The sequence below is a fragment of the Flavicella sp. genome (assembly GCF_037132785.1).
Classification (GTDB): Bacteria; Bacteroidota; Bacteroidia; order Flavobacteriales; family Flavobacteriaceae; genus Flavicella.
Window position 1 is genome coordinate 1 of record NZ_JBAHZZ010000040.1, and the last position, 13045, is coordinate 13045.

At 32.4% G+C, this 13045-nt stretch carries 13 protein-coding genes; 12 read left to right on the top strand and 1 reads right to left on the bottom strand.

What is annotated here, in order from left to right; translation table 11 throughout:
- Window positions 1-120: 120 nt before the first annotated feature.
- The 8 genes from V5787_RS02465 (at window position 121) to V5787_RS02500 (ending at window position 9052) form a co-directional block, all read left to right on the top strand.
- Window positions 121-396 carry a discoidin domain-containing protein gene (locus V5787_RS02465; RefSeq protein ID WP_336891700.1) on the top strand — a complete coding sequence of 92 codons (276 nt, stop codon included), beginning with the start codon at window positions 121-123 and terminating at the stop codon, window positions 394-396.
- A 4-nt stretch (window positions 397-400) separates the two neighbouring features.
- Window positions 401-685, top strand: coding sequence for a hypothetical protein (locus tag V5787_RS02470; protein WP_336891701.1), 285 nt, complete (start codon window positions 401-403; stop codon window positions 683-685).
- Window positions 624-1727, top strand: coding sequence for a hypothetical protein (locus tag V5787_RS02475; protein ID WP_336891702.1), 1104 nt, complete (start codon window positions 624-626; stop codon window positions 1725-1727). The genes V5787_RS02470 and V5787_RS02475 overlap by 62 nt, the downstream gene beginning before the upstream one ends.
- Window positions 1728-2021: 294 nt before the next feature.
- Window positions 2022-3497, top strand: coding sequence for a catalase (locus V5787_RS02480; protein WP_336891703.1), 1476 nt, complete (start codon window positions 2022-2024; stop codon window positions 3495-3497).
- A gap of 621 nt (window positions 3498-4118) precedes the next feature.
- Window positions 4119-5915 carry a translation elongation factor 4 gene (gene lepA / locus V5787_RS02485; protein ID WP_336891704.1) on the top strand — a complete coding sequence of 599 codons (1797 nt, stop codon included), beginning with the start codon at window positions 4119-4121 and terminating at the stop codon, window positions 5913-5915.
- 60 nt (window positions 5916-5975) lie between these two features.
- Window positions 5976-6551, top strand: coding sequence for a type 1 glutamine amidotransferase family protein (locus V5787_RS02490; RefSeq protein WP_336891705.1), 576 nt, complete (start codon window positions 5976-5978; stop codon window positions 6549-6551).
- Between the two features lie 518 nt (window positions 6552-7069).
- Window positions 7070-7939: a lipoyl synthase gene (gene lipA, locus V5787_RS02495; RefSeq protein ID WP_336891706.1), complete on the top strand. Its 870-nt coding sequence runs from the start codon at window positions 7070-7072 to the stop codon at window positions 7937-7939.
- A gap of 159 nt (window positions 7940-8098) precedes the next feature.
- Window positions 8099-9052 carry a lipid A deacylase LpxR family protein gene (locus V5787_RS02500; RefSeq protein WP_336891707.1) on the top strand — a complete coding sequence of 318 codons (954 nt, stop codon included), beginning with the start codon at window positions 8099-8101 and terminating at the stop codon, window positions 9050-9052.
- Here V5787_RS02500 and V5787_RS02505 read toward each other — a convergent pair.
- Complete coding sequence (locus V5787_RS02505) at window positions 9049-10479, bottom strand: ATP-binding domain-containing protein (RefSeq protein WP_336891712.1); 1431 nt, start codon at window positions 10477-10479, stop codon at window positions 9049-9051. The genes V5787_RS02500 and V5787_RS02505 overlap by 4 nt on opposite strands.
- A 105-nt stretch (window positions 10480-10584) precedes the next feature.
- Between V5787_RS02505 and V5787_RS02510 the strand changes: the two genes are divergently transcribed.
- From V5787_RS02510 to V5787_RS02525, 4 genes are all read left to right on the top strand, one after another.
- Window positions 10585-11310, top strand: a complete 726-nt coding sequence (locus tag V5787_RS02510; RefSeq protein ID WP_336891708.1) for a hypothetical protein — start codon at window positions 10585-10587, stop codon at window positions 11308-11310.
- The gene (locus V5787_RS02515; protein WP_336891709.1) at window positions 11291-12136 is read left to right on the top strand and encodes a DUF3822 family protein; all 846 of its coding nucleotides are present in this window, start codon (window positions 11291-11293) and stop codon (window positions 12134-12136) included. The genes V5787_RS02510 and V5787_RS02515 overlap by 20 nt, the downstream gene beginning before the upstream one ends.
- A gap of 48 nt (window positions 12137-12184) precedes the next feature.
- Window positions 12185-12721: an RsmD family RNA methyltransferase gene (locus V5787_RS02520; RefSeq protein WP_336891710.1), complete on the top strand. Its 537-nt coding sequence runs from the start codon at window positions 12185-12187 to the stop codon at window positions 12719-12721.
- Window positions 12722-12778: 57 nt separating this feature from the next.
- Window positions 12779-13045 (top strand): transposase (locus V5787_RS02525; RefSeq protein ID WP_336891711.1); only part of this gene is annotated, 267 nt, incomplete at its 3' end.

The following is a 13045-nucleotide window of genomic DNA, read 5'->3' on the forward strand; positions in this document are numbered from 1 at the left end:
GTAAATCACAAATGCTATCTGCAAAAGTAGGTGTTATTTGTAGTTTCATGGCTTGAATATACATCTTAATAAGCTAACAAACAATGATATACACCCTAAGTTTGGGTCTTTGTTTTTGTCATGTACCTTGCAACGGTCTTAATTGTTGACTTTTCAACTGAAGAAGCGGGTGGTGAAGACCCTGTAAATGGATATGGCACTGCCGGAATTGATGGAGATCCAGGAACTTTTTGGCATTCAAATTGGTCTAGCACTGGTTCATCTTACCCACATCATCTAACGATCGATTTAGGATCAGAAAAAAGCATTGCCTCGTTTGAAATATTTAGAAGAGTAACTGGAGTCAATAAATCTAAAATAGTGAAAATTAAAATTTTTAAAGTAAGAAAGTCATAAAGAAATGAAGATAAATAAAATATCGATTTTGTTAGGAGTGGTTGCATTAATGTTAGGAACTACACAAAACGTCAACAGTCAAAATGTAGAATTAATCAAACCAACACGAACCGAAGTAGTAACTCCTTTGAGAAAGGCTTCATTCAATAATAATGGAGAATGTAAGGAACGTAGTCAAGGAGGGAATCCAAGAGAAGTAGCAGGTTTGGCTTTTGATGGTTTGATGGATGGTAACGCAAGTAGATCCTCAGATTGCTGTAGGAGGTGGTTATGTATTGCATGGTTCTAATAGTGGATTGGTAATTTATGATAAAAAGGGAAACTATATAGAAGGTGTTTCTCAAAGATGTTTTAATAATGGCATTGATCCAAAGTTGTTTTTTGATCCACATAATAGAGTTTTTGGATTTGATTTGTGGAATCCATGGGATGAAGAAAAATTAAAACCGGTTAATATTTCCATTTCAGAAACTGATGATCCTACAGGTGCTTGGAATACCTATCCAGTTCCTGCTCCTAAGGGAGTTGATGGTGGCGGAATTAGTTATAGTAAAAAATGGATTGGATATTCATTTCCGGGTGGGCGAGAACGCACATTTGTGATGAAAATGGAGGATGCCAAGTCTGGGAAACCTGCAACAATTTATCATTTTCTTGGTAGTCTAGGTCACCCGGTAGCAACTCAGGATGATGTTGATGAATTGTACTTTTTTGAAATAACAAGAAATGGAGAGTTCATAATTAGAAGAATTGTTACAAGCGAAGATGGTACTCCTGTATGTGAGGTGGTATCTGATAAATCACAGTCAATAAGTAACTTTGGATGGCCTCCAAAATCACCTCAAAAAGACACAGATCAATTAACATCTTCTGGGGATCGAAACCCAAAGAATCTAGTATTTCAAAATGGTGATATTTGGTTTTCTCAAACGATAAATGTGAATGGTAGAGCAGCGATTCAATGGCATCAGGTGAAAATAGATGGATTAATAGTTCAAACAGGTTTAATTAGTAGTGAAACTTCTAATTATATTCAAACGACCATTGCAGTTAATAAGAATAGTGACGTGCTGGTCGGGTTTCAAGAAACAAATGAGAACATGTTTATTAGTCCTAGATTGGCATTTAGAAAAGCAAATGACCCTAAAGGAACATTAAGGAGAATTGTAAACCTAGGAGAAGGTCAGGGATTTACAAATGGTGTTTCTTGGGGGGATTATAATGGAAGTATTATCGATGGTGATAATTTAATGGATTTATGGACCATTCAAAGTATTACTGATAAAAAAGGAAAAGGCGATACGGTTATAGTTAAGGTTCCTTTTAAATAGGTTTATCAAAATTCATCTGATCATTCAATTACGACAGTGTTAAATACCTATTCATATAGAAATTAAAAGTAAATTTTTCGAATTAATTTTGCTTATAAAGGTCTTCGAAGTTTCGCTCGGAGACTTTTTTACGAATCATTTTCTACTGTTTGTTACTATCTCGCTTTCTCTCTTTCTCTTTTTTTAGAGAAAATTCATGCGACATAAATTATTCTTATGGTGATATAAAAACTAACACTTTTTATTTATCGGTGTATTGAAATCTCTTTGTATATTTATATAAAAATATATAGTATGAAAAAAAGCAATAAAATCACCACAAGTACAGGTTGTCCCGTAAATCATTATGAGGATACACAAACGGTAGGAGAGAGAGGTCCTGTTTTATTACAAGATTTTTTCTTACAAGAAAAGTTGGCACAATTTAATAGAGAAAGAATTCCAGAAAGGATAGTACATGCTAAAGGAACGGGTGCTTATGGTAAATTTACCGTAACACATGATATATCTAAGTTTAGTAGAGCAAACATATTTTCAAAAATAGGGAAAGAAACAAAGTTATTCGTTCGGTTTTCTACGGTTGGAGGAGAAAAAGGTTCTGCTGATACCGAAAGAGATCCAAGAGGTTTTGCGGTTAAATTTTATACTGAAGAGGGGAATTGGGATATTGTAGGTAATAATACCCCTGTTTTCTTTATCAAAGATGCCAAAAAATTCCCTGATTTTATTCATACACAAAAAAAAAATCCTAAGTCAAACTGTAAAGACGCAACGGCTGTTTGGGATTATTGGTCGTTAAACCCTGAAAGTTTACATCAAGTTTTGATTTTAATGTCAGATAGAGGAACCCCTGACGGCTATAGACATATGAATGGATATGGCAGCCATGCCTTTTCATTTATAAACGATGAAAATGAACGTTTTTATGTGAAATTTCACTACAAAACAAAACAAGGAAATAAAACATTTACAGATACAGAAGCAACAGAATTAAAAGGAATTGATCCTGATTATGCGCAACGTGATTTGGTAAAAGCCATAGAAAATAAGAATTTCCCAAAATGGGCATTTAAAATTCAAATAATGACTTTAGAAGAAGCAAAAAGCTTTGAATGGAATCCTTTTGACTTGACCAAAATATGGCCACATTCAGATTTTCCATTATTAGATGTTGGAGAGATTGAGTTGAATGAGATTCCTGATAATTATTTTCAAGATGTGGAGCAATCTGCGTTTTCACCTTCAAATTTAGTAGATGGAATAGGTTTCTCACCAGATAAAATGTTACAAGGTCGTATTTTTGCCTATCCTGATGCACAACGGTACAGAATTGGTGCAAATTATAATGCATTGCCCGTAAATAAATGTCCATATGCTACTACCAATTACCATAGAGATGGAGCGATGCGATTTGATGGCAACGGGGGCAGTTCTCAAAATCATTTCCCAAATAGTTTTGATGGTAATTATATTGATGAAAAACACAAAAGTTCTTCGTATGATTTGGAGAGTAGTGAAGTTGCTTATTTTGACAGAAATTTAAATGATGATGACCATTATTCCCAGCCGAAAGGTTTATTTGAAGAAGTAATGACAGAAGAACAACAGCAACATACAATTAGTAATATAGTGGGAGCTATGAGTGGAATTGAAGGAGAGAAAAGACAGGAAATAATCAACCGTCAATTGTGTCATTGGTTTAGAGTAAGTGCTAAGTTAGGCTCTGGGGTTGCTAAAGGATTACAAGTGAATATTGATGGGTTTTTATAATGGCATTTATTTCAAATAAAATTAATGAGTCGACAATTCAAAATAGTCGGCTCTTTTTGATTAAAGCGAAACCAAATATATTCTCTTATTGAAATAGTAAGTGGAGCGAGTTTCTTTTATGTGAAATTTCAATAAATTATATTCTGATAATGTTTCAAAAGTTGTGATTTCGACTTTGATCATCAATATATCCCTTGTAAAAAGAACGATTCAAAAAAGAGTTACAAAATGAAACGAGGTTATTTCCCTTCGGTTTCTACCATAGGATAACATCTGTTCATATAAAAAACAGAAATGGAAACAAACCCGTGAAATACAAGTAATCGACACCCTAAAAATGCCTACAAAGCATTACAAAGTAAAGGTATTCTTAAAAGAGAAGTAGAACGGATTGAGGTTCTTCCTGTAAAGAAATTATTAAAATGATTTTAGATGTAAAGTAGTCTTACAAAATGCAAGTGAAATAATACTTTCGGATTTTAGGATAAACTGCAAATTTCAGAAGTGGAAGCCATTTTTTTAAACGATAAAAGTATAATTAACAATTACACATTGTCAATTCATAATCCCCAATTAAAAACTATCTTTGCAAACCATTTTAGATGAAAGACAACGACAAGTATGAAAAACATAAGAAATTTTTGCATTATTGCACATATTGATCACGGTAAAAGCACATTAGCTGACAGACTTTTGGAATTTACAGGAGCTGTAACTGACAGAGAAAAAAAAGATCAACTGTTAGATAATATGGATTTGGAACGTGAACGTGGGATTACCATAAAGAGTCACGCAATCCAAATGGAATACAATCACAACGGCGAAGAGTATATTCTAAATTTAATTGACACCCCTGGTCACGTTGATTTCTCTTATGAAGTTTCTCGCTCTATTGCAGCCTGTGAAGGAGCCCTATTGATTGTAGATGCTGCACAGAGTATTCAAGCTCAAACAATTTCTAACCTATATCTAGCTCTTGAAAACGATTTGGAAATCATTCCAATTCTAAACAAGGTTGATTTACCAAGTGCAAACCCAGAAGAAGTAACAGATGATATAGTAGATTTATTAGGTTGTAATCCTGAAGAAGTGATTCATGCCAGTGGAAAAACAGGGTTTGGCGTTGATAACATTTTAGAAGCTATAATCGATAAAATACCAGCACCCAAAGGAGACCCAGATGCACCGTTACAAGCTTTAATTTTTGATTCTGTTTACAATTCGTATCGAGGGATTGAAACTTATTTCCGAATATTAAATGGTGAAATAAAAAAAGGACAACGCATCAAATTCATGGCAACAAACAACGAGTATTTTGCCGATGAAGTAGGAACTTTAAAACTAAAACAAGTTGCAAAAAAATCAGTAAAAACTGGTGATGTAGGATATCTAATTACAGGAATTAAAACAGCCAAAGAAGTAAAGGTAGGTGACACCATTACAGATGCGGCCAATCCAACAAAAGAAACTATTAATGGGTTTGAAAACGTAAAACCAATGGTATTTGCAGGAATCTATCCTGTAGACACCGAGGACTATGAAGAATTGCGTTATTCAATGGAAAAACTGCAATTGAATGATGCCTCTTTAGTATTTGCTCCTGAAAGCTCCGCTGCATTAGGATTTGGATTTCGATGTGGATTCTTAGGGATGCTACATATGGAAATAATTCAAGAACGCTTGGAGCGTGAGTTTAATATGACAGTTATTACAACGGTTCCCAATGTATCATACCACGCATACAAAAAGAAAAACCCAAATGAAATAATTCATTTGAATAACCCTACTGATTTACCAGACCCTTCTGGCTTGGACCGTGTTGAAGAACCCTATATCAAGGCTTCGATCATTACAAAATCAGATTTTGTGGGTCAAGTAATGGGATTGTGTATTGAGAAAAGAGGTCTTATTATAAATCAATCTTACTTAACAACAGAAAGAGTTGAGTTGATCTTTGAAATGCCATTGGCAGAAATTGTATTTGATTTTTACGATCGTCTAAAAACCGTTTCTAAAGGATACGCTTCTTTTGACTATCACCCAATAGGAATGAGAGTCTCTAAATTGGTCCGTGTTGATATATTATTAAACGGACAACCAATAGATGCCCTGTCGGCCTTGTTACACGCAGACAATGCATACACAATTGGTAAAAAAATGTGTGAAAAATTAAAAGAATTAATTCCTCGTCAACAATTTGATATTCCTATTCAAGCAGCAATTGGAGCCAAAATTATCTCGAGAGAAACAACCAAAGCTTTACGTAAAGACGTGACTGCCAAATGTTACGGTGGTGACATCTCTCGTAAACGAAAATTATTAGAAAAACAGAAAAAAGGAAAAAAACGAATGCGTCAAGTAGGAAATGTTGAAATTCCCCAAGAAGCTTTTATGGCTATTTTAAAACTAAACGATTAATTTTAAACTACTAAAACATTTCTTTCAAAAGGCTGAATTTAACTTGTTTACGAGTTCATAATGGATAAAATATATGTATTTCTTTTTAATGGGTTTTCAGACTGGGAGATTTCATATCTGACACCAGAAATTAACAACGATAAAAACCTTGAATTAGTTTACTTTTCAAAGGATGGAAATTCTATAACCTCAATGGGAGGATTACAAATTATGCCAACAACTTCGCTTAGGGAATTAAAGGCAGATGATGTTAGTATGTTAATTTTACCAGGAGGATCAGCATGGGAAAAGGGTGAGAATAAAGAAATAAAAAAACTGACTCTTAAACTGCTTAAAACTGGTAAATCCATTGCAGCAATTTGTGCAGCAACAACTTTACTTGGACAATTAGGCATATTGAATGATTTGAAACACACAAGTAATGATTTAGGTTATTTAAAAGCAATTGCTCCTAAATATACTGGAAGTGAAAATTATCAAAACACATTAGCCGAAACAGATAAGAATATTATTACAGCAAATGGAATTGCTCCCATTGAATTTGCAAGAGAGATTTTTAAGAAAACCGGAATGAAATCAGACAATGAAATAGAGAAATGGTTTCAATTGTTTAAAAATGGAATATGGAGTGAATAATTATAGCACGAAAGCACAATAAAAAACCGTTACTAAAAACAAGTTAATTATTTAATTTCTCACTAGTACACTCCTGTATTCTTAATCGAATATCAACCCTGATTGTAATAGCAAAAACTTGTTGGAAACCGATATTAAAGCTCGTCTTTATTTTTTTATTTTACTCGAAATATTTTTTTTGACACTTCAGGGGAATAGCCCCAAGAGCGTAGGGTAGTCCAATTGATAATTCATATAAATATGGCACAATAACAATAGATTAAATCCTAATTTAGAACATCTAACTCATTTAGAAAAGGAAGAAAAAACAAGGAAAACTTGTAACAAAGCGGCTTTCGTTAAATAGTCGTCTTTTTATTTGGTAGTCCACACTAGTTGAACCATAATAACTGGCACTAACCCACCATAACTGGTGGCACAAATAGAACCGGGGCAGCCAACTATAATTTTATTTAGGACAGGATTGGTAGTATATATATATTGTTATTCGTAACTTTGTGCGCTTTAAAACAAAGGAAATGTCTAAAGAAACAATCTCAAAAATCAAAACTAGCAAACCTAAATGGATACGTGTAAAACTACCTGTAGGGAAAAAATACACCGATTTAAGGGGAGTTGTTGATAAATACAAATTAAACACAATTTGTACTAGTGGTAGCTGTCCAAATATGGGAGAATGCTGGGGAGAAGGAACTGCTACATTTATGATCTTAGGTAATGTCTGTACACGTTCTTGTGGTTTTTGTGGAGTAAAAACTGGAAGACCAGAAACAGTAGAATGGGATGAACCTGAAAAAGTTGCTCGATCTATTAAATTAATGAACATCAAACATGCTGTAATTACCTCTGTTGATAGAGATGATTTAAAAGATGGTGGATCCATTATTTGGGAAGAAACCATTCAAGCAATAAGAAGAGCAAATCCAAACACTACATTAGAAACATTGATTCCAGATTTTCAAGGAATCGAAAAAAACATAGATCGATTATTAAGAGCAGCTCCAGAGGTTATATCTCACAATCTTGAAACCGTTAGAAGACTGACTCGTGAAGTTAGAATTCAAGCCAAATACGATCGAAGTTTAGATGTCTTAAAATACCTAAAGGACAAAGGACAGAGAAGAACCAAATCTGGTATTATGCTAGGTCTTGGAGAAAAGGAAGATGAAGTAATTCAAACATTACAGGATTTAGCAAAAGTGAAAGTTGATATTGTTACCATTGGGCAATACCTACAACCTAGTAAAAAACATTTACCTGTTAAAGAATTTATAACTCCAGAGCAATTTAAAAAATACGAAACGATTGGCTTAGGTCTTGGTTTTAGATATGTTGAAAGCGGTCCCTTGGTACGTTCTTCATATAAAGCACAGAAACATATTAACTAACCCATAATTAGACATATTAATGTTGTATAATCAGTAGTATCATTTCATAAATTAAGTTTCTCTCCTAAAAAAAGCTCAGATTTAATAATCAGAGCTTTTATGTATTTTAAGCGTTTATATAGACCTGACTAAAATTACACACAACAAAACATAGCTTATTTGAAAACTCAAATTTATTTCATTCTTTTCACCTTTTTCCTGCTTCTTGGAACAGGATCGATTAGCGGTCAAAAATATTTTTCAAAAGAAATTGGACTTATTAGCGATAATGATTTATATGTATCTACTTATTACGACAGATATTACACAAATGGAACCTTTTTATATTTTAGATATCTCTCAAAAACGTCACATGAAAAAAAACTTCATGAATTTAGGATTGGTCATCAAATGTATACACCAAAATTATCGAATTTGTCATCTCTGGAAGACATTGACCGACCTTACGCAGGTTATCTTTTCGCTAGCTACAGTCAATTATTTTTCTCTAAAAAAAACTATGGTATAAAATATTCATTTGAACTAGGACTCTTAGGTCCTGATGCCATGGCTCAAGATCTGCAAAACGTCATACATAATATATATGGATTTAAGTCTGCTAATGGATGGGATTCACAAATCGAAAATACTTTAGGCATTAATTTAGAATTTATTTTTCTTAAACCCTTTAACAATACAACGCATAAAAGAATTGATTTCACCTTTGTTTCCTCATGTAAACTAGGTACTATTTTTTCAGAAGTTAACACAAATATCTATGGTAGATTTAATCTTTTAGGTAAGCAACTAAATTCTTATTCCAATTCATTATTATTTGGAACTAACTTAAATACTGTCGCAAAGCAGCAAAAGAAAGAGTTATTCCTTTTCCTAAAACCTCAACTTGGTTATGCTTTGTACAATGCTACAATCCAAGGCAGTTTATTCAACAATGACAGCCCTATTACATTTGGAATCAACTCCATTATATACGAGCTAGAGTTTGGAATAAAATACGCTATAAAACACTTCGACCTTTCTTATTCCATTATTAAATACTCAAAAAAAACAGAAGTAATAGAAGAAAACACAAATACATATGGAACTATACATATCGCGTATAAATTCAACTAAACATCTTCGAAAGAATCATTTTTAAAACCTAATAAATATAGTTTGTTTTTTGCTCTTGTTATGGCTGTATACAACCACCTCCAATAATCCACATTTTGCCCTTCTGGTAAATACGGCTGCTCAATAAAAACCGTTTCCCATTGACCACCTTGTGATTTATGGCAAGTCATCGCATAAGAAAACTTAACCTGAATAGCATTAAAATATTTATTTGCTTTTATTTCTAATAACTTTTTATACTTGGATTTTATATTCTGAAAGTCTTTTGCTACCTCATGATACAATCTATTAGACTCTTCATACGAAAGCGACGGACTCTCAGACATTAGAGTATCTAACAACAATACAGTTTCTACAGGTGGGTGAGAAGGGTAATCTATCAAACGAATTTTAACTTCAGCAAAACTAAAACCATACAACTCCTTTGTATTAAAAATCTCTAGGATTTCAAAAGTATCACCGTTCGCTAAAAAACTAATTTCGGAAGAATCTTTAAGCCAAAAATAATTATTCTTAACGGCCATGATATGATCTCCTACTGAAATGACATTTTCTTTATCTAAAATTTTAGTACGTATTTGCTGATTGTATTGATTGGCTCTTTTATTAGAACGTACTACTATCGCAGTTTCATCAATTCCTTGCATATCATAAGCAGTATGAATTGCGTCTTGAATATCGTAACTATCTACTAAACGAACAACATCTGGATACTCCAAACTGAATTTAAAATCTGCAATACTATCATTTTTAATAAAACCTCTCAATTCAGTAGCATTCAAAAGAATACCTGAAGATTTATGCTGACGCATAACCTCATCTAACTCAATTAATGAAACGTTTTTATTGTAATGAAAACGAAGATTATCTTCATTTAAGGCAGGACTTAATTCCAATTTAACAGGAGGTAGTTGCGCCGTATCTCCAATAAGAATTAATTTGCAATTCTTTCCCGAATATACATAATCCATCAAGTCGTCCAATAAAGACCCACTATCAAATAATTTTGCATTGCTAGGTGTATCAGGAACCATTGAGGCTTCATCTACAAAAAAAATAGTATTTGTATGTTTATTTACCTGTCTAACAAATTCAACTCCACCATTCGACGTTTTTTTCGGATGATATATTTTTTTATGAATCGTAAAAGCCTTCTTTTTTGCATATAAAGAAATAACTTTTGCTGCCCTTCCTGTAGGAGCTAATAAAACTGATTTTTGACCAATCTTCCACAAACAATTTACGAGCGTGCTAATTGTAGAGGTTTTACCTGTACCTGCATATCCCTTTAATAAAAATATCCCGTCAGAATCCTTTGAAAAAAGAAATTCGGACAACATCATTAACAACTCATTTTGAGTCCTTGTAGGTTCAAAAGGAAAGGTTTTTACCATTTCCGTATAGAAATTTGATGAAGTTTTTATCATAGGCATAAAAAAACACAAAGATAGTCATTGATTTATGCTTAAAAGTTTTTATGGTTCGAAAAAAATTGTAGATTTGTCTAATTCAAATTAAAAATTCAAATCACAATGATAATTACTTTAATTGCTGGAATCGCAGTAGCAGCTTTGTTAGCCATCCTTATTATGAAATTCGTTCCATTAAAGCTTAAATGGCTAGTATCAATTGTACTCATATCTGTAGCAGGATATTTAGGATACTCAATCTATAATAGCATCATGGCACCTATTCATTTTAATATTGAAAAAAAGAATAGATACGCGAAGGTCATTTATCAATTAAGAATGATTCGTGATGCACAGATTGCACACAAAACGATTACTGGAAGGTACGAGAAAAATGGTGAAAATTTAATCAAATTTTTAGATACGGCAGAATTTGCTATTACGAATACACACAATGAAATCATACAGGTTAACAAAGGTACTAAATGGCAACCAATTATGATTGAAGTTGAGAAAAGGGTAACTGACACAACAGGATACGAATCTGTTAAAGAAACCGTTTTCAAAAATCGTGATTACAAAAAAATGTTAAACGTTCCTGATACAAATACTAAGTTTGAAATCACTGTAGGTGAAATTGAAAAAGTTGCTGGATTAAAAGTACCTGTATTTGTCGCTAAAGTAGATAAAGAAGTAATTCTAAAAGGTTTAGATTCGAATTTAATCTATCAAGAAAGAGAATCTATTGGTGGAGATGAAGTTAGAGGTCCTTTTTTATCTGTTGGATCTTTAGAAGAAGTAAACTCTAATGGTAACTGGCCTCCTTTTTATGACAGAAAGGGTAAATAACATAAAATTAAATTCGGTAGAAAGTACCGATTTAAAAGAAACTCGATTATCCATCCAAATTAATTTGGATGGATTTTCTTTTTGCATTTATAGTCTATCAGAAAAAAAACCAATCGTTTTTCAGCGGTTTAATTTTGAAGAGAAGGCCAGCACTCCTGAAAGACATTTAGCTCAAATAGAAAATATTTTTTTTGAAAATGAATTTTTAAAAGAAAGCTTTGAACGAGTAACGATTATTCATCAAAACGAATTATCCTCCTTAGTCCCTACCGAACTTTTCGACAAGAACCATTTAAAAGACTATATTAAGAACTCGGTAAAAACACTTCCAATTGACTATTTAAGTTACGATAATATTGATAGCATTAACGCTACTACTGTATATATTCCTTTTGTAAACATCAACAACTTTTTTTTAAATTATTATGGCTCTTTCGAATACTATCATAGCTTTACACAACTAGCCATCCTATTAACGAAAGAAGATCTAACAAATTCTAACGATAAAATTTTCGTCCATGTAAATCAAAATAGTTTTGAACTTTTAGCTTTTAAAAAAAACAAATTGCAAGTAATTAATAAATTTGATTTCTTGACAGCAGAAGACTTTATTTATTACGTACTCTTTGTAGTAGAACAATTATCTTTTGACTGTGAAACTCTTAATCTAATCTTATTGGGTGATATTCAAAAGGAATCAGAATTATTTGCGATTATTTATAAATATATTAGAAACATTAAATTCTATACAAATACTATAAAACGACCTATAGAATTCAATGAAATCCCAAAACATTCAAATTTTATACTTCTAAATCAATATTAATTTAGAATACGCTTAACTTTATTTAACATTTAATCGATTCAATAAACTATGAGAATCATTTCCGGAAAGCACAAAGGAAGAAGACTTAGCGCTCCTAAAAAACTTCCTGTGAGACCAACAACAGACATGGCCAAAGAATCTTTGTTTAACATCCTTAACAATAATTACTACTTTGAAGAGGTACAGGTATTAGATTTGTTCAGCGGTACGGGAAACATAAGTTTTGAATTTGCATCAAGAGGGACAGTAAACATCACTTCTGTTGACAAACATTTTGGTTGCATCAAATACATCAATGAAGTCAGTAACGAATTACATTTTTCTATCAACACGGTAAAAAGTGACGTTTATAAATTCATTGACAAAACAAAACTACAGGTGGATATTATTTTTGCTGACCCTCCATACAATTTTTCAGATGAAGATTTTTCCAAAATAGCTACCCTCATTTTTCAGAAAGATCTTTTAAAAGAAAACGGCTTGCTAATCATCGAACACTCTAAAAAAACCAAACTTAATGAGCATCCCAACTTTACTTATGAAAAACGGTATGGTGGAAATGTTTTTAGCTTTTTCGAGAAATAAAAACAACTGAGTTAGTCATTTAGTTTCTGTATCTTAGTGTCCTTAAATATAACAGATATGGATGTTTTTCAAGGTCAAAATATACTGAGTTTTATAAAAGAACTGCCAAATGATGAAGCTTGTAAAGCTTATTTAGCCAAAATAAAATGGTCTGAAGGTTTTATATGTAGTAAATGTTGTGGCACAAAAGGTTGTGAGAAATCAGGCTATAATTATCATTGTTATGGTTGTGATCATGTTGAAAGTGCAACTGCAAACACCTTATTTCATAAAGTAAAATTTGGATTACAAAAGGCTTTTTGTGTGGTTTTTGAAATGAGTACA